Annotated in this window: 23 protein-coding genes; 22 read left to right on the plus strand and 1 reads right to left on the minus strand. The window is 25.0% G+C overall.

Annotated elements, in window-relative coordinates:
• Position 1: 1 nt before the first annotated feature.
• The 7 genes from ligA to AYC60_RS03115 all read left to right on the plus strand — a co-directional run bounded on the left by ligA (position 2) and on the right by AYC60_RS03115 (position 7,550).
• On the plus strand, positions 2-2,017 hold the full coding sequence (gene ligA, locus AYC60_RS03085) for an NAD-dependent DNA ligase LigA (RefSeq protein ID WP_082762553.1): 2,016 nt from the start codon (positions 2-4) through the stop codon (positions 2,015-2,017).
• Positions 2,018-2,020: 3 nt separating this feature from the next.
• Positions 2,021-3,034, plus strand: coding sequence for an aspartate--ammonia ligase (asnA, locus tag AYC60_RS03090; protein ID WP_067321166.1), 1,014 nt, complete (start codon positions 2,021-2,023; stop codon positions 3,032-3,034).
• A 108-nt stretch (positions 3,035-3,142) separates the two neighbouring features.
• Positions 3,143-3,544: a Fur family transcriptional regulator gene (locus tag AYC60_RS03095; RefSeq protein ID WP_067321168.1), complete on the plus strand. Its 402-nt coding sequence runs from the start codon at positions 3,143-3,145 to the stop codon at positions 3,542-3,544.
• Positions 3,545-3,657: 113 nt separating this feature from the next.
• The gene (locus AYC60_RS03100; RefSeq protein ID WP_067321171.1) at positions 3,658-4,674 is read left to right on the plus strand and encodes an ABC transporter ATP-binding protein; all 1,017 of its coding nucleotides are present in this window, start codon (positions 3,658-3,660) and stop codon (positions 4,672-4,674) included.
• Positions 4,674-5,621, plus strand: a complete 948-nt coding sequence (locus tag AYC60_RS03105) for an ATP-binding cassette domain-containing protein (RefSeq protein WP_067321174.1) — start codon at positions 4,674-4,676, stop codon at positions 5,619-5,621. The genes AYC60_RS03100 and AYC60_RS03105 overlap by 1 nt, the downstream gene beginning before the upstream one ends.
• Before the next feature lie 3 nt (positions 5,622-5,624).
• The gene (opp4B, locus tag AYC60_RS03110) at positions 5,625-6,587 is read left to right on the plus strand and encodes an oligopeptide ABC transporter permease (protein WP_067321176.1); all 963 of its coding nucleotides are present in this window, start codon (positions 5,625-5,627) and stop codon (positions 6,585-6,587) included.
• Positions 6,588-6,599: 12 nt separating this feature from the next.
• Positions 6,600-7,550, plus strand: a complete 951-nt coding sequence (locus AYC60_RS03115) for an ABC transporter permease (RefSeq protein WP_067321179.1) — start codon at positions 6,600-6,602, stop codon at positions 7,548-7,550.
• A 27-nt stretch (positions 7,551-7,577) separates the two neighbouring features.
• Here AYC60_RS03115 and AYC60_RS03120 read toward each other — a convergent pair whose 3' ends face one another.
• The gene (locus AYC60_RS03120) at positions 7,578-8,588 is read right to left on the minus strand and encodes a M24 family metallopeptidase (protein WP_330996902.1); all 1,011 of its coding nucleotides are present in this window, start codon (positions 8,586-8,588) and stop codon (positions 7,578-7,580) included.
• Positions 8,589-8,793: 205 nt separating this feature from the next.
• Between AYC60_RS03120 and AYC60_RS03125 the strand changes: the two genes are divergently transcribed.
• The 15 genes from AYC60_RS03125 (at position 8,794) to AYC60_RS03195 (ending at position 22,590) form a co-directional block, all read left to right on the plus strand.
• Positions 8,794-10,854: a hypothetical protein gene (locus AYC60_RS03125; RefSeq protein WP_067321184.1), complete on the plus strand. Its 2,061-nt coding sequence runs from the start codon at positions 8,794-8,796 to the stop codon at positions 10,852-10,854.
• 92 nt (positions 10,855-10,946) lie between these two features.
• Positions 10,947-11,342 carry a hypothetical protein gene (locus AYC60_RS03130; RefSeq protein ID WP_067321187.1) on the plus strand — a complete coding sequence of 132 codons (396 nt, stop codon included), beginning with the start codon at positions 10,947-10,949 and terminating at the stop codon, positions 11,340-11,342.
• Positions 11,343-11,359: 17 nt separating this feature from the next.
• Positions 11,360-12,925: a ribonuclease Y gene (rny, locus tag AYC60_RS03135; RefSeq protein ID WP_067321190.1), complete on the plus strand. Its 1,566-nt coding sequence runs from the start codon at positions 11,360-11,362 to the stop codon at positions 12,923-12,925.
• A gap of 74 nt (positions 12,926-12,999) precedes the next feature.
• Positions 13,000-13,779 (plus strand): TIGR00282 family metallophosphoesterase, encoded by a 780-nt coding sequence (locus AYC60_RS03140; protein ID WP_067321193.1) that lies wholly within the window; start codon positions 13,000-13,002, stop codon positions 13,777-13,779.
• Between the two features lie 10 nt (positions 13,780-13,789).
• Positions 13,790-14,449 (plus strand): (d)CMP kinase, encoded by a 660-nt coding sequence (cmk, locus tag AYC60_RS03145; RefSeq protein ID WP_067321196.1) that lies wholly within the window; start codon positions 13,790-13,792, stop codon positions 14,447-14,449.
• On the plus strand, positions 14,427-15,452 hold the full coding sequence (gene alr / locus AYC60_RS03150; protein WP_067321198.1) for an alanine racemase: 1,026 nt from the start codon (positions 14,427-14,429) through the stop codon (positions 15,450-15,452). Before cmk ends, alr begins: the two co-directional genes overlap by 23 nt.
• Positions 15,452-16,009 (plus strand): CvpA family protein, encoded by a 558-nt coding sequence (locus AYC60_RS03155; protein ID WP_067321201.1) that lies wholly within the window; start codon positions 15,452-15,454, stop codon positions 16,007-16,009. The genes alr and AYC60_RS03155 overlap by 1 nt, the downstream gene beginning before the upstream one ends.
• A 1-nt stretch (position 16,010) precedes the next feature.
• Positions 16,011-17,231 (plus strand): M16 family metallopeptidase, encoded by a 1,221-nt coding sequence (locus AYC60_RS03160; RefSeq protein ID WP_067321204.1) that lies wholly within the window; start codon positions 16,011-16,013, stop codon positions 17,229-17,231.
• Positions 17,221-18,336, plus strand: a complete 1,116-nt coding sequence (rodA, locus tag AYC60_RS03165; RefSeq protein ID WP_067321206.1) for a rod shape-determining protein RodA — start codon at positions 17,221-17,223, stop codon at positions 18,334-18,336. The genes AYC60_RS03160 and rodA overlap by 11 nt, the downstream gene beginning before the upstream one ends.
• Entirely contained in the window at positions 18,326-19,168 is an 843-nt protein-coding gene (locus AYC60_RS03170) for a pseudouridine synthase (protein ID WP_231724619.1), read from the plus strand. Before rodA ends, AYC60_RS03170 begins: the two co-directional genes overlap by 11 nt.
• A gap of 87 nt (positions 19,169-19,255) precedes the next feature.
• Positions 19,256-19,453, plus strand: coding sequence for a cold-shock protein (locus tag AYC60_RS03175; RefSeq protein WP_067321212.1), 198 nt, complete (start codon positions 19,256-19,258; stop codon positions 19,451-19,453).
• A gap of 77 nt (positions 19,454-19,530) precedes the next feature.
• Positions 19,531-20,466 (plus strand): ABC transporter permease, encoded by a 936-nt coding sequence (locus tag AYC60_RS03180; RefSeq protein WP_067321215.1) that lies wholly within the window; start codon positions 19,531-19,533, stop codon positions 20,464-20,466.
• Positions 20,456-21,235: an ABC transporter permease gene (locus tag AYC60_RS03185; protein WP_067321218.1), complete on the plus strand. Its 780-nt coding sequence runs from the start codon at positions 20,456-20,458 to the stop codon at positions 21,233-21,235. Before AYC60_RS03180 ends, AYC60_RS03185 begins: the two co-directional genes overlap by 11 nt.
• Entirely contained in the window at positions 21,216-21,926 is a 711-nt protein-coding gene (locus AYC60_RS03190) for an ATP-binding cassette domain-containing protein (protein ID WP_067321219.1), read from the plus strand. Before AYC60_RS03185 ends, AYC60_RS03190 begins: the two co-directional genes overlap by 20 nt.
• A complete protein-coding gene (locus AYC60_RS03195; RefSeq protein ID WP_067321222.1) occupies positions 21,913-22,590 on the plus strand; it encodes an ABC transporter ATP-binding protein in 678 nt (225 codons plus the stop codon). Before AYC60_RS03190 ends, AYC60_RS03195 begins: the two co-directional genes overlap by 14 nt.

A 22,590-nucleotide genomic window follows, 5' to 3' on the forward strand; every position in this document is an offset into this window, starting at 1 on the left:
AATGTTGCTTTTTGATTTCGAAAATTTAGAGGATAAAAAAAAAGAATACGAAAAATTAAGACAAGATATAGAAAAATATAATCACTATTACTATAATCTTGATGAAAGTTTAATCACAGATCAAGAATATGATATGTTGTTGAAAAAATTAGAACAAATGGAAAAGGATTTTCCAGATTTTAAATTGGACAACTCACCCACGGAAATATTAGGTGGGAAATCTAGTGAAAAATTTAAAAAAGTTAAACATAAAAATCCTATGCTGAGTCTTTCTAATACATACTCTATGAATGATCTTAGAGCTTTTGATTTAAGAATAAAAAAAGATACAGGAGAAAATGTAGAATATATACTTGAATTAAAACTTGATGGATTAAGTATAAGTCTTATTTATGAAAAAGGTAAATTAGTTAAAGCAGTCACTAGGGGAGATGGAAGTATAGGAGAAGATGTTACAGAAAATGTTTCTCAAATTTTTAGTATTCCAAAAGTATTAAAAAAAGAAATTGATTTGGAAGTTAGAGGAGAAATAGTTTTACCTTTAAAAGAATTTGAAAGAATTAATCTTGAAAGAGAAGAAAATGGAGAAACTGTTTTTGCAAATCCTAGAAATGCTGCTGCTGGAACTATTAGACAGTTAGATAACACTATAGTAAAAGATAGAAATTTAGATTGTTACCTATATTATTTAGTTAATCCAGAAAAATATGGAGTTTCTACACATCTAGAGTCTATTGATTTTATTGAAAAATTAGGATTTAAAACTACAAAAGTTTTTACTAAATGTAATTTTATTGATGATTTAGAAAAAGAAATAGAATTTTGGGATAAAAATAGAAAAAATCTAGAATATGAAACTGATGGGTTAGTTATAAAAGTAAATGAATATAAATGGTATAACATTTTAGGATTTACATCTAAATCACCTAAATGGGCTATAGCGTATAAATTTAAAGCTGAACAAAAAGAAACTAAAGTATTGGATGTAAGTTTTCAAGTTGGTAGAACAGGTGTCATAACACCTGTTGCTGAACTTGAGCCTGTAAATATATCAGGTTCTGTTGTTAAAAGAGCTTCATTACATAATATGGATGAAATAGAAAGATTAGGCTTAAAAATTGGTGATACAGTATTAATAGAAAAAGCTGCAGAAATAATACCACAAGTAGTTAAAACTATATTTGAAAAAAGAGATGGTTCTGAAAAAAATATAGAATATATAAAAAAATGTCCTAGTTGTAATAGTGATGTAATAAAAGAAGAAGGACAGGTTGCAATTAAATGTAAAAATTTAAACTGTCAAGAAAAATTGAAGAGAAAAATAGAATACTTTGTAAGTAGAGATGCATTAAACATACAAGGACTAGGTAATAAGATAGTTGAAAAATTCGTTGATTTAAAATTGATAAAATCTGTTACAGATATTTTTTCTTTAAAAGATTATAGAGAAGAATTAATGAGTTTAGATAAAATGGGTCAAAAAAGTGTTGATAATTTATTAAACAATATTGAGAATTCAAAAAATATTAGTTTTGAAAAGTTTTTTTATTCTTTAGGTATTGAATTTGTAGGTAAAACTACATCAAAATTAGTGGTAAAGCATTTTAAAACTATAGATAAAATTATTGATTCAAGTCATGAAGAGTTAATGTCTATAGAAGGTGTAGGAGAAAAAGTAGCTTCTTCTATATATAACTATTTTAAGGACACAGAAAATATCTTATTAATAAATGAATTTAAAAATATTGGCATTAATTTAGAATACATAAGTGATGAAATAGTAAATAATGATTTCATAACTAATAAAAAATTTTTAGCAACTGGTAAGTTTACAAATTTAAAAAGAGAAGAAGTTAAAGAATTGATAGAAAAAAATGGAGGAATCTATTTATCATCTGTTAGTAAAAATTTAGATTATTTAATAGTTGGTGAAAAAGCAGGTTCTAAATTAGAAAAAGCTAATAAATTAGGGGTTAAAATATTAACAGAGGAAGAATTTTTAAAATTGAAAGGTTAAAAAATGAAATTATTCGTACCAGAGGGATATAAAACAAGTTTAAATATTATGCAAACAGAGGTTGCAATTAAGGAAATTAAAGATTTTTTTGAGAGAGGTCTTGCAGATGCTCTTAATTTAACAAGAATTTCAGCACCTCTATTTGTAGTTAAATCAACAGGACTAAATGATAACTTAAATGATGTAGAAAGACCAGTTGCATTTGACATGAAGGAAAGTCCAGAAACAACAATTGAAATTATACATTCACTTGCAAAATGGAAGAGAATGGCATTAAAAAGATATGGAATAAAAGAAAATTATGGTATATATACAGATATGAATGCCATAAGACGTGATGAAGATTTAGATAATACTCATTCAATATATGTAGATCAATGGGATTGGGAATTAGTAATATCAAAAGAAACTAGAGAAAGAGGAATAGAATTCTTAAAAGAAACTGTAACTAAGATATACAAGGTATTTTTAGCAACAGAATCATATGTTAATATGAAATATCATGATTTAAAACAATTATTACCTAATGATATTTATTTCTTAACTTCTCAAGAACTTGAAGATATGTATCCAAACTTAAGTCCAAAAGAAAGAGAAAATGAGATTACAAGAAAACATAGAGCAGTATTTTTAATGCAAATAGGTAAAGAATTAAAAAGTGGAGAGAAACACGACGGAAGAGCACCAGATTATGATGATTGGGAGTTAAATGGTGATATATTAGTATGGAATGATATTTTAAAATCAGCATTTGAATTATCGTCTATGGGAATTAGAGTAGATAAAGATACATTAAGAAAACAATTAGAGATTTCAGGTAATAAGGATAGAGAAAATTTAGATTATCATAAAATGTTATTGAATGATGAATTACCACTAACTATTGGTGGAGGATTAGGACAATCAAGAATATGCATGTTTTTTTTACAAAAAGCTCATATAGGAGAAGTACAGGCTTCTATTTGGACTAAAGAAATTGAAGAAGAATGTATAAAAAATGGGATAAATTTATTATAAAAAACCTCACTGTGTGAGGTTTTTATTTTTCAAAATTGTATGCATTACAAACTTGACAAAAATACAATGAGGTTATATAATAAATAAAACAATATATAAGGTGGTAATATGCATTTAATAGAAAAATATTTAAAAGATAAGGGAATAAAACCCTCAATACATAGGATAAAAATTCTTGATTATTTACATTCTAATCACATACATCCAACTGTAGATAAGATATATAAAGATTTATTGCCAGAGTTGCCAACTTTATCTAAAACTACAGTATATAATACTTTAAATTTATTTGTAGAAAATAAAATTGCAAATGCAATAGTAATAGAGGGCAATGAAACAAGATATGATGTTGAAAATTATCCACATGGACATTTCAAATGTTTAAACTGTGGTAAAATGGTTGATTTTGAGATAGATTATAATAAATTTGATTTAGAAATATTAAGAGAAATTAGTATAGATGATGTACAATTCTACATAAAGGGTAAATGTAAAAAATGCAAAGATTGATATTATATATATTTATATATATAATTTATATAGTTAATATATGGAAAAAAAATAAAAAATGTAGTAAAATAGTAATTAAGTGAATGAAATAAGTAGAAAGGAGTAGAATTAATATGGACGATAAAAAACAAAATGATCTACTATTAGAAGTAAGAAATTTAATAACAAGTTTTCGTATAAAAGATACATATTATAATGCTGTTGATGGTGTAAGTTTTGATTTAAGAAAAAATGAGGTTTTAGCCATAGTTGGTGAGTCTGGTTGTGGTAAATCTACACTTGCAACTTCAATAATGGGATTACATAATCCAATATATACAAAAGTTTCTGGAGAAATTAATTTTGAAGGAAATAATTTAGTTGATTTTACAGAGAAAGAATTCAATGATATAAGAGGAGCTAAAATAGGAATGATATTCCAAGATCCATTATCTGCATTAAATCCTTTAATGAGAATAGGGAATCAAATAGAAGAAGGATTAAAATATCATACAAATTTAACTCCAGAAGAAAGAGTAAACAGAGTTAAGGAATTAATAACAAAAGTAGGGATAAATAATCCAGAAAGAGTTATGAGACAATTCCCGCATGAGTTATCTGGAGGAATGAGACAGAGAATAATAATAGCTATTGCACTTTCTTGTAGACCAGATATACTAATTGCTGATGAACCTACAACAGCATTAGATGTTACTATACAAGCTCAAATTCTTGATTTAATTCGTGAATTACAATCAGATATAGGAGCGGGTATAATACTAATTACACATGACTTAGGAGTAGTTGCTGAGATAGCTGATAGAGTTGCTGTAATGTATGCAGGAGAAATTGTAGAGCTTGCTTCAGTATATGATTTATTTAGAAATCCGCAACATCCATATACTAAATCATTATTAAGTTCTATACCACAAATGGATTCAAACTCTGATGATGATTTACATGTTATACATGGTACAGTTCCATCATTAAAAAATCTTCCAAGAAAAGGATGTAGATTTAGACATAGAATTCCTTGGATAGCAGAAGGGGAACATGAAGAAGTACCAACATTGCATGAAGTTGAAGAAGGACACTTTGTAAGATGCACATGTTACAAAAACTTCTATTTTGCAAAAGAAGGTGAGGAATAGTGAGCAAATTAATTAAATTAGAAGGACTTAAAGTTCATTACCCAATTAGAGGAGGTTTTTTTAATACTATTCAAGATTATGTTAAAGCCGTTGATGGTGTAAGCATGGAAATAGAAAAAGGAAAAACTTATGGATTAGTTGGAGAATCTGGTTCTGGAAAGTCAACTATAGGGAAATCTATAATAGGATTAGAAAAAATTACTGAAGGCAAACTTTTCTATGAAGGTGAAGAAATTAATTTAAATAGAGTAAAGAGAAAATCAATGTATAGAAAGAATGTGCAAATGATATTCCAAGATTCAATGTCTTCATTGAATCCTAAAAAAAGGGTTTTAGATTTATTATCTGAACCTTTAAAAAACTTTGAGAACTTTACTCCAGAACAAGAAAGAAAAAGAGTAGTAGAATTACTTGAAATAGTTGGTATGACTGAAGATAATATAGTTAAATACCCACATGAGTTTAGTGGAGGACAAAGACAAAGATTAGGTGTTGCAAGAGCGATAGCAACTAATCCCAAATTAATAATAGCAGATGAGCCTGTATCAGCTTTAGATTTATCTGTACAAGCTCAAGTATTAAATTACATGAAAAAAATACAAAAACAATTAGGTTTAAGCTATATATTTATATCTCATGATTTAGGTGTTGTAAAACATATGTGTGATCATATTTCTATAATGTATAAAGGAAGATTTGTTGAAACAGGAGATAAAAAAGTAATTTACTCTCAACCACAACATATTTATACTAAGAGATTAATAGCAGCTATACCTGATGTTAATCCTTTAATTAGAGATGAAAAGAGAGACTTTAGGGTACAAATTGATAAAGAATATAAAGAATTAGAAAAAGTATACTATGATGAAAATGGAAAAGTATTTGATTTAGAATTATTTGATGAATCAAATGAACATTATGTTGCTTTAAAAAAGGGAGGTAAATAAAATATGTGGAAAACGGTTTTAAGAAGAGTTATTGCAATGATTCCTCAATTATTTATCTTAAGTATTATAGTATTCGTGGTTGCTAAGTTAATGCCAGGGGATCCGTTTACTGGGTTAATATCTCCGACAACACCACCTGAAGCAATAGAAAAATTAAGAAGAGAAGCAGGGTTATACGATCCTTTATATGTTCAATATGTTAATTGGATGAAAAGAGCATTTAGTGGAAATTTTGGTATAAGTTATACATATAAATTACCAGTAACAAGAATAATAGGTGAAAGAATATATAATACATTTTTCTTATCATTATTATCAGTTATTTTAATGTATTCAATTGCAATTCCTTTAGGGATTTTAAGTGGAAGATATGATGGTTCAAGATTAGATAAAATTGTTACAGTTTATAACTTTATAAGTTATGCAATGCCTACATTTATCTTATCATTATTAATGGTATTTATTTTTGGATATAAATTAAGAATATTCCCTACTGGAGGTTCAGTAGATTTAGGATATACACCTGGTACTTCAGCTTATGTAATTAATAAGATATATCACTTATTATTACCAGCTATAACATATGCTTTACTTGCTACAACATGGACTATAAGATACTTAAGAAGTGAAATTATAGATTCAAAATCATTAGATTATGTTAAAACAGCAAGAGCAAAAGGTGTACCTGAATCAGTTGTTTATTCAAAACACATCTTTAGAAACTCTGTATTACCTATAGCAGCTTTCTTAGGTTATACTATTACAGGTTTATTTGGTGGATCTATATTTATAGAAACTATATTTAATTATCCAGGTATGGGACAATTATTTATTTCATCAATATCATCTAGAGATTATTCAGTTATTACAACATTAATATTATTTTATGGATTCTTAAGTTTATTAGGTTCATTATTATCTGATATCTTATTAATGATAGTAGATCCAAGAATTAGAATAGAGTAAAGGAGGAGAAAAATGAAGACAAACGAAGATTTAGAATTAGAAATGGATGAAATGCACGAAAAATCAGAACAAAAAGAAAATGTTGATAATTTTAAAAGTGAAGTTCCATCAGGATTTAATGTAATTAAAAGAGAGTTTCAGAAAGATAAAGCTGCTTTATTTTCTCTAACTTTATTTGTAAGTTTAATATTAATAATATTTATATCTGCAACATTTTTCTTAGATGTTAACGATGTAATGAAGGTTAGGTTATTAGATAAGTATGCAGCTCCATTAGAAGGTTATTGGTTAGGAGCTGACTATGGTGGGCGTAGTATACTAGGTCAGTTAATTATTGGTGCTAGAAACTCAATAGTAATAGGATTCTCAGTAACTATAATTACATCATTTATTGGAATAGTAGTAGGAGTAATTATTTCTTATTATGGTGGTTGGATAGAAAATATTGCAATGAGAATTATAGATTTCATAAGTATTTTACCAACTACATTAATAATAATAGTTTTTGTTACTATAGTGCCTCAATACAATGTTGTTACATTTATATTAATAATGTCAGTATTTTATTGGACAGGAACAGCAAGACTTATTCGTAGTAAAGTATTATCAGAAGTTAGAAGAGACTATATTAATGCATCAAAAACTATGGGTACTAGTGATGTTAAAATAATTTTTAGAGAATTATTACCAAATATTTCATCTTTAATTATTGTTGGTTTAACTTTAGGTTTTGCAGGGAATTTAGGGATAGAAACAGGATTAACTTTCTTAGGTTATGGTTTACCTCCTCAAGTTCCATCTTTAGGAATATTAATAAGTTATGCAACAGCTCCAGAAGTACTTGCTGATAAATGGTGGGTATGGATGCCAGCATCATTATTAATCTTAGTTATTATGTTATGTATTAACTATATTGGAGAAGCATTAAAGAGAGCTAGTGACGCTAGACAAAGATTAGGATAAAAAAAGCTGAATTTTAATTCAGCTTTTTTATTTTATATATTTAGTTAAAACCTTACATCCATCTTCAGTTACAAATATGTCATCTTCAATTCTAATACCTACTTTATCAGGTATATATATACCTGGTTCAATAGTAAATGTTATCCCTGGTTCTAATAAATCTTTTGTTTTTTCTGATACATCAGGGTATTCATGACAGTCCATACCTAATCCATGACCTAATCTGTGATTGAAATATTTTCCGTATCCAGCTTCAGTAATTATATCTCTTGCAATTTTATCTAAATATGCAAATGATATTCCAGGTTTTACAGCCTTTATTGCCTCTGTATTTGCACGTAATACTAAATCATATATTTCTTTTTCAAATTTTCCAACTTTACCAAATTCTATACATCTAGTAATATCGCTTGCATATCCTTTGTAATAACATCCTAAATCTAGTAAAACATATTCATTTTCTTTAAGTTTTCTAGAACCGCTTACACCATGTGGACTAGCTGCATTTTCACCGAATAATACAATAGTATCAAAACTCATTTTACAAATATTATGTTTTTTTATTTCATTTTCTATTATTGATTTTAATTCAAGTTCAGTAATACCAACCCTTAAATTTTTAACTGCAATATCTATACATATATCAGCATAATATGCTGCCTTTTCCATAAGCTCTAATTCTTTATCATTTTTTTTCTTTCTAAAATTTCTAACCAAAGATGAAATATCTTTTACTTCAGAAACATTATATACATCTTTTATAGATTCATATCTTGATACTGTTAAATGATCTTTTTCTATTCCCAATTTACTTATATCAGAAGTATATTTTTTTAAAACTTCATATGGATTTTGTGTATCTAAGTATCCGATAACTGTAATATCATTTGTAGATTTTTTCGCATCTTCTTCCTCTAATTTAGGACATAGAATAAATTCTTCACCTTTATTATTTAAAGCATATATCAATGTTCTTTCGTGAGGATCACATGCAAAATTTGTTAAGTATTCTACATTTTTTGGTGTTGTAATCATTATTGTATCAAGTTTTTAATTTTGAATAAATTCTAGTAATTCTTTCTTTTTCATATTATCACCTCTTTTTTTATTATACTCGTATAATTTGAATATTGCAATAAAAAAATATGCAAATTCCAATAATAAACTTATAACTCTATTAGTTCCATTGACATTTGATTTTATTCGGTGTATCATTAGTGTATAACAAGGAGAGGTGAAGAAAATGAAAAAAAATTTAAGAAATTTATTTATTGGTATAGTAGTAAGTTTATTTATTACGTCATGTTCTGCTTTAACAGCAAAAGAACAATATGAAAGAGGAGATTATATAGGAGCTCTTGAAACTACAGCATATGAACTGAAAAATGCTAAAGGTCCTGTTCCTGTAGAAATTGAAAGAGAAATCATAAACAGAATAAGAGAAACAGAAAATAGGTATGTTTCTATAATAAATAATGCAACAGATGAAAGAACTATTTCAAATACATATTTTGAATTATGGCAGATGGGTAGTATTATAGAAAAAAATCCTATTTTAGAAAAATATACAGATTTTAGATTAAGACAAGATAATTATAGAAATTTAAATAAAGCTATTGAATCAATTAAAAAATATGCTAATTATGACTTAAACGATAGAATTAATTCTTTAGGGGAATTTATTAATAAATTAAGAAATGCTGGTGCAAAAAACGGACAATATTCATCATTATTTGAATCATTTGCAAGATATACAGCAGATATATATATTAATAAAGCTGAAAGTTTAGAAAGACTTGCAAAATTTGAAGAAGCTAAAGAATTATATTATAGAGGATATGAATCATATAAAGACTTTAGTGATAATTATAGAAATTCTCAACAAAAATACATTAACCTTAAAAAAGATATTGATTTAGCTTTAGCTTCTGAGTATTATACTTCTGGAATAAGCTTATATAATTCATCAAGATTTTCTGAAGCTAAAACTAAATTAGAACAATCAAGATCTATTTATTATAAATATTCTATGAGTAGAAATGTTGATCAAATTGATACTTATTTAAAAGATATTAAACGTAGAATAGACTTTGATGTTGCAAATAGAAATTTTGATGAAGCTAAGAAAAACTATAATTCAGGTAGCTATGACAGAGCTAAAACAAGATTTTTAGAAGCTAAGAAAATTTATGAATATTATGGTAATTATACTTTATCTAGAGAAATTGATGTATATTTAGAAAATATAAAATATAGACAAGAATTACAAATAGCAGATAAATATTTTGAAGAAGGTCAAAGAAACTATAACTTACAAAGATATGATGTAGCAAAAACATCATTTGAAAAAGCAAGAGAAATATACATTTCTCGTGGTGAAAGATCTAAAGTAAGTCAAATAGATGTATATTTAGAAAATATTAGAACTAGAACAGGAAACAATCAAGCTAATAATTTTGATGTATATTACAGACAAGCTATGTCATATAGAGAACAAGGTGATAAAGCTTATAGATTAGACGATGCAAATTATTACTATAAATTAGCAATAGATAGTTTTAAAAAAGCTTTAAATTATACAAATGATTACTATAAACGTAATGAAGTTAATAGATTAATACAAGATTTAGAATTAAAAATAAAAAATAATAATTCTAATTATGAAAAAGAATATAAGTTTGTACAAGAGTTTAATAAGGCTGTAGAGTTTGTAAATTTAGGAGATAAACAAACTACTTATGAGAATGCAAATTATTACTATAAACAAGCAATAACTGCATATAAAAATGCATATGATTTAACTAATGATAGAAATAGAAAAAATGAAATAAACACATATATTAAAAATTTAGAGCAAAAAATAAATCAAAATAATAAAGAGATAAGTAATTTGTCAAAATATACAGAATTATATAACAAAGCTAAAAATCTTATAAAACTTGGAGAAAGTAAACAAAATAGATTTGATGCTAATTACTATTTTAGACAAGCAATTAACTTATTAAATGATTCTTTAAAATATACTAAAGATTCTAAAATGATTAAAGATACAAAAAATTTAATTTCTGATTTAGAAAAAAGAATTAATATGGATTTCTATATCAATGATTTCACTAAAATGTACAATGAAGCACAAGAATTTGTTAAATTAGGTGATAGTAAAATAAGAGTTGAAGATTCAAATTATTACTATTTAAAAGCAATAGAAACATTTGAAAGAGCAATTAAATATACAACTGATCAAACAAAAATAAATGAAATAAATATTATTATAAAAGATTTAAAAACAAGAGTAGTGTTCTAATACTTAAAAGACTAGTAAAAACTAGTCTTTTTTTTTAGAAAATAATTGAAAAAAAAGTAAAAATATGATAGACTGAATATAATGGGAGGAATATGAAAAGATATATATTTCTAATGTTTTATTTACTATTGTTAAGCTGTTCAAGTATTGAAAATAAAGCAACGATAACTAACTTTGAAAAAAAAATTATTTCAAATGAAGTAATTAAAGTGCAAAATGAAATTATTGATTTAGCAAAAATAGATAATAAAGACGAAATAAAAAAAAGGATAGTAACAACACTTAAAAATGAAATGATATTGTCACACTTATCAAATTATAATTTTTCAGAGTTTATAATTATGTTTTCTGAAGAATTAGAAGTATTATCAAGTAATAAAGTAAAATCTATTTTATTAATAAATTATGAAACAGAAACTTGGTATTTTGATATAATTTGGGAGAAAGAAGATAATAATTGGATGATTAGTAGTGTTGAATTTGAATAAAAAAGAAGGGAGAAAAAATGGTTGTTTATATATTAATCATCTTAATTGCGGTAATTATTGTTTTAGTTGGATATAATTTAACTAAAAGTAAATTTACTAAAAAATATGGTGAATATAGTGACTTAGAATTGAAAATATTTAATTTAAAAAGAAAATTAGAAACTACAAAAAAAGATGTAGAAAGAGAAATTGAATCATACAAAAAAGAAGAAACTTTAAAAGTTAAAGAAGAACTTTTAGCTCAGAGAAAATTAGTTGATGAAGAAATTAAAGTTATGAAGTCTGAAATTTTAGTTAAAGAGGAAAGGATAGCTAAAAAAGAAGAAAATTTAGAATTAAGAACTAATAAATTAGAAGAAAAAGAAGCTAAATTAGAAGAAAGAAAAGAAAAAATTGTTGAAATTGAAAATGAATTAAATTCAATGATAGAAAAAGAAGAAAAAGAATTAGAAAGAATTTCAGGTCTTACTTCTGAACAAGCAAAAGAGATAATTTTAATTAAATTAGAAGATGAATTAGAATATGATAAAGCTCGTTTAATTAGAGATTATGAATACAATTTAGAAAGAGAAAAAGAAAGATTAGCAAAATCTGCAATAGCAATTGCAATAAATAAATCAGCTTCAGATTATGTTGCTGATGCAACTATTTCTGTAGTTCAATTACCTAGTGAAGAAATGAAGGGTAGAATTATAGGTAAAGAGGGAAGAAATATTAGAGCTTTAGAAGCTGCAACAGGTGTTGATTTAATTATAGATGATACTCCTGAAGCTGTTGTACTTTCATCTTTTGATGGAGTTAGAAGAGAAGTTGCAAGACTAGCTCTTGAAAAATTAATACAAGATGGAAGAATACACCCTACTAAGATAGAAGAATTAGTTGAAAAATGTCAAGCAGAAGTTGAAAATTCAATGATAAGTGCAGCTGAAGAAGCAATATTAGAAGTTGGAATTCCTGCTTTACCAAAAGAAGTTTTAAAAACTTTAGGTAAGCTTAAATTTAGAACATCTTTCGGGCAAAATATATTACAACATTCAATAGAAGTTGCACATTTATGTTCTGCCTTAGCAACTGAATTAGGTGTAAATGTTGATTATGCAAAAAGAGCTGGATTATTACATGATATAGGAAAAGCATTCTCTCATGAACAAGAAGGTTCTCATGCAATTAATGGAGCAGATTTCTTAAGAAGATTCTCTAGAGAAAATGAAATAGTTATTAATGCTGTAGAGGCACACCACAATGAAGTTGAACCTACTTCAGTTGAAGCAATTATTGTACAGGCTGCAGATGCAATTAGTGCTGCAAGACCAGGTGCTAGAAGAGAAACATTATCAAATTACTTAAAACGTTTAGAGCAATTAGAAGAAATTGCAAATTCACATCATGGAATAGAAAGTTCATATGCTATTCAAGCTGGAAGAGAGTTAAGATTAATTGTTAAACCAGAAGAAATTAGTGATGATCAAGCAGTAATATTATCAAGAGAAGTTGTTAAAGATATTGAAGAAAAAATGCAATATCCAGGACAAATAAAAGTTACTGTTGTTAGAGAAACAAGAGCAACTGAATATGCAAAATAGTTTTTAAGTTAATTAAGTAGAATATTAAGCAGTCATATTTAATTGACTGCTTAAATTTTTAGAATGGGGAAATTATGAAATTTGCAATTATAGGAGATGTAGTTGGATTACCAGGAGAAGATACACTTTTTAAATTTTTATCAAAAAGAGCAAAAAATTATGATTTTATTATAGTAAATGCAGAAAATATAGATAGAGGTTTTGGTATAGTACCAAATAATGCAAAAAGTATGTTTAATTATGGTGTTGATGTAATAACTTTAGGAAATCATACTTTTGATAAAAAGGAAATTTATGATTATTTAAATAATGAAGAAAGAATAATAAGACCATATAATTTTTCTAAGGAAAATCCGGGAAAAGGTTATGCAATAATCAAAAAAAATAATGTTAAAATAGCAGTAATAAGTTTACAAGGTAAAGTATATATGAATACAAATCATTGTCCTTTTTTAGCTGTAGATGAATTGATTGAGGAGTTAAAATCTGAGGTGGATATAATCATTGTAGATTTTCACGCCGAGGTTACGTCTGAAAAAAATGCTATGGGATGGAATTTAGCAGGTAAAGCGTCATTAGTATACGGTACTCACACCCATATACAAACGGCTGATGAAAGAATATTGTTAAACAAAACTGGATATATTACAGATGTTGGTATGACAGGTGGTCATGATGGTATAATAGGTATGAATAAAAAAGAGATAATAAAGAAGTTTAAAAATGGAATGCCAACTAAATATACTGTATGTGAAGAAAATAAGAGAATTAATGGTATAGAGGTGGTTATAGATCCAAAAAACGGTAAAACAACTTCTATTACGAGAATAAATTTATCATATGAAGAAATATAGAGGTGAAAAAATGATAATTGCTATTGATGGTCCATCAGGTAGTGGGAAAAGTAGTGTAGCTAAAGCTATAGCAAAAAAATTAAATATTACTCACTTAGATACAGGAGCTATGTATAGATTATTAGGATATAAAATAATTAAAGATAATTTAGATATTAATAATATTAATAATATTAATAATATTAATAATATTTTGAAAGAATTAAATATTGATATTGTAGGAGAAAAATTCTTTTTAGATGATATAGATGTAACTAAAGAAATTAGGGCAAATAATGTATCTATGATGGCTTCTTCAGTTTCTAAAATTAAAGAAGTAAGAGAATACATGGTTGCAATGCAAAGAGAAATATCTAAAAATAAATCTGTCATATTAGATGGTAGAGATATAGGTACAGTTGTATTTCCAGATGCTGATATAAAAATATACTTAAATGCATCTGCAAGTGTAAGAGCGAATAGAAGATATTTAGAAGATAATAAATTAGACTATAATAAAATACTTGAAGATATTATTAAAAGAGATTATGATGATATGAATAGAGAGCACTCTCCTTTAAAAAAGGCAGAAGATGCTATAGAAATAAATACTGATAATTTATCATTTGAAGAAGTATTAAATAATATATTAGAGTTGGTGAGTGATTATGTGTGCGTATGCAATAATTAATTTGGATGCTTATGAAAGAAATTTAAAAAAAATAATTGATAAAGTACCATCTGAAAAAATTATGGCCGTTGTAAAGGCTAATGCTTATGGACATGGTTCATTAGAAATTGTAAAAAGAGCTATTAAGTTAGGTGTAAACTTTTTTGGTGTTGCAAGAAAAAGTGAAGCATATGAGATAATAGAAATGTTTTCAAATGTAAATGTTTTAATACTTTCACCTATATCTAGAAGTGAAATAAAAGAAGCAGTTTCAAAAGGAATACATTTAACTATTTCTAATTTTGAAGATATAGAATATATTTTAGAAAATAAAATAGTAGGTAATTTTCATTACGCTATAGAAACTGGTATGGGTAGAATAGGTTTTATGGAAGATGAAATTGAAAAAGCATATAATTTATTAAAACCTGTTGGTATATTTTCACATCTATCTTCTGCAGACTTTGATGAAGAATATACAAAATTACAAATAGAAAAATATGCTAGAATAGTTTCAAAATTAGATGTAAAATATAAACATTTGTTGAATAGTTTTGGAAGTATTAAATATAATAAAGAATATGATTTATATAGAGTTGGAATAATAATGTATGGTGGAGAAATGAATGAAATATTTGAACCTGTTATGACTTTTAAAGCTAGAGTAAATCATATTAAAATATTAGAAGATGATGCATTTATTGGGTATTCAAAAACTTATTTTGCTAAAAAAGGAGATATAATTGCAACTGTATCTTGTGGTTATGCAGATGGAATGTTGAGATATATGTCTAATAAGTCTAGAGTTTATTTTAATGGTAAATTTTATCCTATAGTTGGTAATATATGTATGGATCAATTTATGATTAAAGTTGATGATGAAATAAAAATTGATGATTTTGTTGAAATTTTTGGAGAACATATATTGGTAAATGATTTAGCTAAAGAGTTAAATACCATTAGTTATGAATTATTATGTGCTGTTTCTTCGAGAGTTGAAAGAAGTTATTGGACGGAGGAATAATGATTTTAGATATATTAATTGTGATATTAACAATATTTTTTATAATAGGTGGTTATAGAAAAGGTTTTGTCAAGTCTGCTTTTAACTTGATAAAACTTTTAGTAGTAATTTATTTTACTCCTATATTCTTACCTTTAGTGGAGCTATTTACTAATATCAAAACAGATAATACATTATTTAGATATGTAGCATATTTCTTGATTTTTATATTCTTATATATATTAATATCTATTTTGGTAAATTTTATTACAAAATTATTATCAATTACGCCATTAGGTATAGTAAATAAATTATTAGGAGCTGTTTTTGGATTTATTAAATCAAGTATTATTATTCTTATTACTATAATAATATTATTATTTCTTTCAAACAAAACAGAAAGTGCGAAAGAGTTATTAAATAAATCGGTATTAGTAGAATATATTTCAATATATACAGGTAGATATAATTCTTTATTTCCTAAGTTTATTTCTGAAAAACTTGATGAATTTAGAATAGAAAATCTTGAAAAGAATTTTAAAAGAAGTCTTTTAAAAGATATAGAAGAGGGTAAGTAATATGGTGAAAATAGTAGATATTTTGGGTATAAAAACAATAATTAATAAAATTGAAGATGATGCTTCATTTACATTATCTATATGCTTTAATACAGGTTCTATGGAGGAAAAAGAAAATGAAAAAGGTATTTCTCATATGTTAGAGCATATGATGTTTACAGGAACAAATAAAAGAAATAATTTTGAGATATCAGAAGAAATGGATTTTTATGGAGCTAAGTACAATGCTTATACTTCTAAAGAAATAACTTGTTACTACTTTACTTCTTTATCTAATAAGCAAAAAATTACTTCCGAAATATTTTTTGATATGATAACGGATCCAATTTTCCCTGAAGATCAAATAAAAAAAGAAAAAGAAATTATCTTTGAAGAAATAAAGATGTCTAAAGATGATATATGGTCAGTTGTTTATGAACAAATGCAAGAAAATTTATTTAAAGGTAATGTTAAATATAATGTTATAGGAACAGAAGAAAGTGTAGGTATAATTAATCGTGATATGTTAATTGATTACTATAGAAGAAACTATACTAGAGATAATATGATAATTTCTGTTTCGGGAAATTTTGATGAATTATTATTAGAAAATCAAATTAAAGAATATTTTTCAAGATTATTACCTAATAAAACTATATTAGATTTTGAAAAAAATGATTTAATAAAAATTGATTATATAGATCAAAAAGTAATTAATCAGGTCAACATATATTTACTAACTAAAAATACTAGTTATAAAAAAACAATTAAAGATTATTATATAGAATTTTGTTTAGAATGTATAATGGGAGATGGATTTAGCTCTAGATTATTTCAAGAAGTTAGAGAAAAAAGAGGTCTTGCATATTTAGTAAATACTATTAATCTTGAATATCAAGATTTAAAAACTTTTGCTATATATATAGGTACATCTACTAATAAGTATAAAGAAGCTATAGATGTTACATATAATGTAATAGATGATTTAATAAAAAATGGAGTTACAGAAAGAGAATTAGAAAAAGTAAAAAATTCTATACTTTCTTCTCGTGCAAGTTCTAAAGAAAATAGTAAAATAGTAGGTAAGTATATAAATATGTATAGAAAATTTGGTGATATATATACAGATAAAGAAGTAGAAAAAATATTACTTTCAATTACTGTAAAAGATATAAATGAAAAAGCTAAATCATTATTAAAAGATTTTAGTACGTGTGTAATAGGAGATATAGATGGTAAATAAAAGAAATTTAACTAAATTAAAAAGTAAAATTGGAAGATTAGATAAAAGATTACTTCTAATTGTTTATTTGCTTGTTTTCATTAGTACATCTTTTGTTTATAGTGCTACAAGATCTATGTATTATGTCAAAAATAATTTATTGTGGATTGCAGTAGGAACTATAATTCTTTTTATGTCTGTATTTATTGATTATAGATTTACTAAGAAGATAATGAAACCAATATATGTATTTTCATTGTTGATATTGATTTATACACGTTTTTTTGGAGTTGTTAAGTTGGGTGCTAGAAGGTGGATAAATATAGGGATTACACAAATACAACCATCTGAATTTGTAAAAATTTTATTGATAATGATTTATTCTTTCTGGTTTGTAAAAAAGTTTTCAAACGGAATAAATTCTTTTAAAGCTATTGTTTTAGCTTTTATACCAGGTATACCAATTTTAGGATTACTATTATTACAACCAGACTTAGGGACTACATTAATTTTATGTTTTTCATTTTTATGTATGCTATATCTATCTAATGCAAATATAAAACCAATTTTAGTAATATTTATGATGGTTGGAATTTTAAGTATTCCTACATATATGTTTGTTTTAAAAGATTACCAAAAAACGAGAATAGAAGTTTTTTTGAATCCTGAAAAAGATTTAAAAAATAAGGGTTGGCATGTTGCTCAATCTAAAATATCAATAGGTTCTGGAGGTATAACTGGTAAGGGGTATTTAGAAGGAAGTCAAAGTAGACTTAAATTTTTACCAGAACCACAAACAGACTTCATATTTTCAGTTATAGGTGAAGAAGTTGGGTTTATTGGTTCTACATTTGTATTATCACTATATTTTTTACTTATTTACACTATTATAAATATTTCAAGAAAAATAATTGATGATTATGGAAGAATAATATTATATGGAATTTCTGGAGTATTTTTAGCACATGTAATAATAAATGTTGGTATGACACTAGGTATAGTTCCAGTTACAGGTAAACCTTTATTATTAATGAGCTATGGAGGGTCTTCATTTTTATCTTCATTTATTATGATAGGTTTAATACAAAGTATTAAAATACATAATGGTGATGATGATGATAAATAAATATATAGTTGATAATGAACATGCTAATATGAGGTTGGATAAATTTATTAGAAAATATTCAAAAGAAGAAAGTCTTTCGGTAATTTTTTCTTTAATTAGAAAAGGTTTTATCAAGGTTAATGGAAGAAAAAGTAAAGAAAATTATAGGCTTATCTTAAATGATGAAATAAATTTCCCTGATGAAGCAAAGATTAATATGGGCAAAAAAGTTAAAGATGAAAATATGAAAACAGATTTACTGAAGAATAATATAGTTTTTGAAGATGAAAATATATTTATAGTAAATAAGCCTAACAACATACCTATGCATAAGGGAGATAAACATAAGTATGGTTTATCTGAAATGGCAAAAATATATTATAATAGTAATAATGTAAATTTTGCAAATAGATTGGATCTTGAAACAGAAGGTTTAGTTATAGGTTGTAAAAATTTAAAGATATTAAGAAAAATAAATGATGAAATAAAAAATAAGAATATAATAAAGAGATATATTGCTGTGGTAAAACAAAAAGAACTGAAATTAAATGATGAATTTATGTCTAACAAATTTATTAAAGTATTAGAAAATAAAGTAATAGTTTCAAATGAAGGGCAATTTGCTAAAACTTTCTTCAAGGTAATAGATATATTTGATGGTAAGGCATTATTAGATATAGACTTAATTACTGGCAGAAAACATCAAATTAGAGTACATTTGTCAGATTTAGGATATCCTATTATTGGAGATAGGAAATATGGTAAAAATAATGTAAATTCAAGAATGTACCTTAAATGTTACTATATAAAATTTTTAGATTATGAAATAAAAATTGAAAGAAATTTTAATTAGTATGATAATGACTATTGACTTTTTATGAATTCGAGGTATAATCTATTATAACTTGGTGTAATGCCAATAGGAATAGGAGGAAGTATTTTGTTAGGTAAAGTTAAATGGTTTAACGAGAAAAAAGGATTTGGATTTATTTCTGGTGAAGATGGAAAAGATTATTTCTTACATTTCTCAAAAATAAACAAAAGTGGGTTCAAAACTGTTAATGAAGGTGAAGAAGTAGAATTCGACGTAGAAGATGGAGAAAAAGGACCACAAGCAACAAACGTAGTTTCTAAATAATAGATCTAAAATAGATAAATAGAATTAGTTTGGCTATCTCTTTTAAAGAGATAGTTTTTTTTTAGAAAAGAGGTTAGATGTTAAAAAAAATTTTTTCGAAATTATTAAGATCTTTAGTAGTTATAATTTCAGTAATTACTTTAACTTTTTTTATGATACATGCTCTACCTAATAATTTTATAGATGAGGAATTAGATGAAAGTGTTAAAGAACAAATTATAAAAACATACAATTTAGATAAACCTATAACAGAGCAGTATGTAAAATATATTAAAAACGTAGTTAAAGGAGATTTTGGCAAGTCTATAAAATATGAAAATATAAAAGTAGTAGATGTAATTAAAAAAAATTTTCCTACATCTCTAGATTTAGGATTAAGAGTAATATTGATTTCATCAGTTATTGCTTTATTATTAGCTATGCTATCAATTAACTTTGAAAAAATAGATAGGTTATTCTTACTTTTTTCTAGTATTTTAGTAGCTATTCCCAGTTTTGTTGTTGTTGGATTATTACAATTTTATGCAGTATATATACATAAAGAATTATTAGGTTTTTCAAAAATAAGTATTATTGGTTATTATGGTAAGGGAGAAAAAATATTACCAGTATTAACTTTAGTACTTTATTATTTACCAATAATTTTTAAATTACTTAGAAAAAAAATAAAGGAAGAATTTAAAAATGAATATGTAGAATTTGCTATGAGTAAAGGATTTAGTATTAATTATGTAATAAGAAAACATATTTTAAAAAATATTTTTCCATCATTAATTACTAGTTTGATGCCTTACTTTGTTTCTTTGATTACAGGATCATTCATAGTTGAAACCTTATTTGGTATACCAGGATTAGGTAGATATTTTACAACTTCAATAATAGAAAGAGATTATCCTATGATAATGGGACTAACAATTTTTTATACTATTATTTTAGTAATTATATTTAGTATTATGGATATTTTAGTTCTTTTACTTGATAAAAGGTTGAAGGTGATAGAAGATGAAGAATAATAAGACTTTTATAATATTTTTAATAGTAATTTTATTGTTAATTTTATTAGAAAAAATATTTAATCCATTTAATTATAGTAATCAAAATCTAAATGAAATAGACATGTCTATATTTCAAAATGGACATATATTAGGTACAGATTTCTTAGGCAGAGATATTCTAGCAAGATTATCAGAAGGTATATTAATATCTTTGCTTATTACTATAATTGTATGTATAACCTGTTTGTTTTTTTCTCTTTTAATAGGTAGCGTTATGGGTTATTATGGTGGTAAAATTGATAAATTATTTATGATGTTAATTGAATTAATATTATCTATACCTAGTATTATTATTATAATATTCATACTATTAATTTTTGGAAATAGTTTCATACTACTTGTTATTGCAATTAGTTTAACTAGAACTATCAGACTTAGTATATTAGTAAGGAATGAAGTAAAAAAAATAAAGATTTTAAATTATGTAGAAGTTGCAAAAAGTATGGGGGCAGATACTTTTTATTTATTAAAAAGACATATTATCCCTAATATTTTACCTATAATATTTGTTAGAATAACTTTAATGATACCAGGTATAATCTTTACTGAAAGTTATCTATCATTTATGGGTATAGGAATTAAACTTCCAACACCATCTTTAGGTAATTTAATTTCTAGTGGTTTTTCTAGATTTTTAGTTCAACCTAAACAATTTCTTCTTGCAAGTTTTGTATTGATAATTATTACTCTAATTTTTGGAGGTATTTATGAAAATAGTAGAGATTAATAATTTAATTATAAAAAGTTTAGAAAAAAATATAGTAGATAATATTAGTTTCTATATTAATAGTGGAGAGGTATTATCTCTTATTGGTAGTTCAGGTAGTGGTAAAAGTCAAATAGCAAAAACCATTAAAGGTATTTCAAAATTAATAATTAATGGCGAAATAAAATTAAATAATATAGATAAAAATGAAATAGGGTATATATTTCAAGATTTTTCTTTAAGTTTAAATCCAGTATTAAAAATAAAAAATCAATTAATAGAAGCTGTAATATATCATAAAAAAATGAAAAGAAATTTAGCTATAGAAAAAGCTAAAAATATTTTTAAATATTTAAATTTAGAAGAAAGTATATTAGAAAAATACCCTTTTGAATTAAGTGGTGGTCAAAAACAAAGAGTTGTAATAGCTATATGTTTGATGATGGAACCTAAGTTATTAATATGTGATGAAATAACAACTGGACTAGATAATATAAATGAATATGAAATATTAAAGTTAATAACGAGTTTAAATATTTCTGTGCTGTTGATAACTCATAATATTTATGCAGTAAAAAAATTAAGTAATAGAATTTTACTTTTAAATAAAGGAAAAATTTTACAAGTTGATAATATTGAAGAATTAAAAAAATATAATGACATAGAATATATAAATGCAATGAATAGGGTGTTTTTAAATGAAAATTATTAAGTTTTCTAATGTATATAAGAAATTTGAGTCTAAATATGCATTAAAAGGTATAGATTTAGAAATAAAAAAGAATAGTATAGTAGCTATAATAGGTGAAAGTGGAAGTGGTAAGAGTACCATAGGAAAAATAATATCTGGATTAATTTTACCAACTAAAGGTGAAGTAGAAATAAGTGGAAAAAGTTCAATGATATATCAAGAATATACAACATCTATTAATCCTAAATTTTCAGTTTTAGAAGTTTTAGAAGAAGTATATAGAATTAAAAAATGCAGTATAGATATGGAAAAGATTCATGAAATACTAAAATTTGTTTCACTTAATGAAATTAATTTAAATATGAATTCCATGCTTTTATCTGGTGGTGAAAAACAAAGGTTAGTTATAGCAAGAGCTATAATATATAATCCAGATATATTTGTTTTCGATGAAGCAATTTCTTCACTTGATATACATCTACAATTACAAATAATAGATATCATTAAAGGTATTAATAAAGAATTCGGTAAAACAATAATATTTATTACACACAATATTGAATTATTGAAAAATTTAACGGAAGATATAATAGTATTACAAAAAGGGAAAATAGTAGAAAGAGGTAATATTTTAAAAGAAAGTAAAAATGAATATACCAAAAAATTATTAAATATATGGAGATAG

Origin of the sequence: Streptobacillus felis, assembly GCF_001559775.1 — a bacterium.
Lineage (GTDB): Bacteria > Fusobacteriota > Fusobacteriia > Fusobacteriales > Leptotrichiaceae > Streptobacillus > Streptobacillus felis.

Excerpts from the sequence above, each read along its gene's own strand:
- ligA (WP_082762553.1), top strand. The coding sequence starts at position 2 with ATGTTGCTTTTTGATTTCGAAAATTTAGAGGATAAAAAAAAAGAATAC.
- asnA (WP_067321166.1), top strand. The coding sequence starts at position 2,021 with ATGAAATTATTCGTACCAGAGGGATATAAAACAAGTTTAAATATTATG.
- AYC60_RS03095 (WP_067321168.1), top strand. The coding sequence starts at position 3,143 with ATGCATTTAATAGAAAAATATTTAAAAGATAAGGGAATAAAACCCTCA.
- AYC60_RS03100 (WP_067321171.1), top strand. The coding sequence starts at position 3,658 with ATGGACGATAAAAAACAAAATGATCTACTATTAGAAGTAAGAAATTTA.
- opp4B (WP_067321176.1), top strand. The coding sequence starts at position 5,625 with ATGTGGAAAACGGTTTTAAGAAGAGTTATTGCAATGATTCCTCAATTA.
- AYC60_RS03115 (WP_067321179.1), top strand. The coding sequence starts at position 6,600 with ATGAAGACAAACGAAGATTTAGAATTAGAAATGGATGAAATGCACGAA.
- AYC60_RS03125 (WP_067321184.1), top strand. The coding sequence starts at position 8,794 with ATGAAAAAAAATTTAAGAAATTTATTTATTGGTATAGTAGTAAGTTTA.
- AYC60_RS03130 (WP_067321187.1), top strand. The coding sequence starts at position 10,947 with ATGAAAAGATATATATTTCTAATGTTTTATTTACTATTGTTAAGCTGT.
- rny (WP_067321190.1), top strand. The coding sequence starts at position 11,360 with ATGGTTGTTTATATATTAATCATCTTAATTGCGGTAATTATTGTTTTA.
- AYC60_RS03140 (WP_067321193.1), top strand. The coding sequence starts at position 13,000 with ATGAAATTTGCAATTATAGGAGATGTAGTTGGATTACCAGGAGAAGAT.
- cmk (WP_067321196.1), top strand. The coding sequence starts at position 13,790 with ATGATAATTGCTATTGATGGTCCATCAGGTAGTGGGAAAAGTAGTGTA.
- alr (WP_067321198.1), top strand. The coding sequence starts at position 14,427 with ATGTGTGCGTATGCAATAATTAATTTGGATGCTTATGAAAGAAATTTA.
- AYC60_RS03155 (WP_067321201.1), top strand. The coding sequence starts at position 15,452 with ATGATTTTAGATATATTAATTGTGATATTAACAATATTTTTTATAATA.
- AYC60_RS03160 (WP_067321204.1), top strand. The coding sequence starts at position 16,011 with ATGGTGAAAATAGTAGATATTTTGGGTATAAAAACAATAATTAATAAA.
- rodA (WP_067321206.1), top strand. The coding sequence starts at position 17,221 with ATGGTAAATAAAAGAAATTTAACTAAATTAAAAAGTAAAATTGGAAGA.
- AYC60_RS03170 (WP_231724619.1), top strand. The coding sequence starts at position 18,326 with ATGATAAATAAATATATAGTTGATAATGAACATGCTAATATGAGGTTG.
- AYC60_RS03180 (WP_067321215.1), top strand. The coding sequence starts at position 19,531 with ATGTTAAAAAAAATTTTTTCGAAATTATTAAGATCTTTAGTAGTTATA.
- AYC60_RS03185 (WP_067321218.1), top strand. The coding sequence starts at position 20,456 with ATGAAGAATAATAAGACTTTTATAATATTTTTAATAGTAATTTTATTG.
- AYC60_RS03190 (WP_067321219.1), top strand. The coding sequence starts at position 21,216 with ATGAAAATAGTAGAGATTAATAATTTAATTATAAAAAGTTTAGAAAAA.
- AYC60_RS03195 (WP_067321222.1), top strand. The coding sequence starts at position 21,913 with ATGAAAATTATTAAGTTTTCTAATGTATATAAGAAATTTGAGTCTAAA.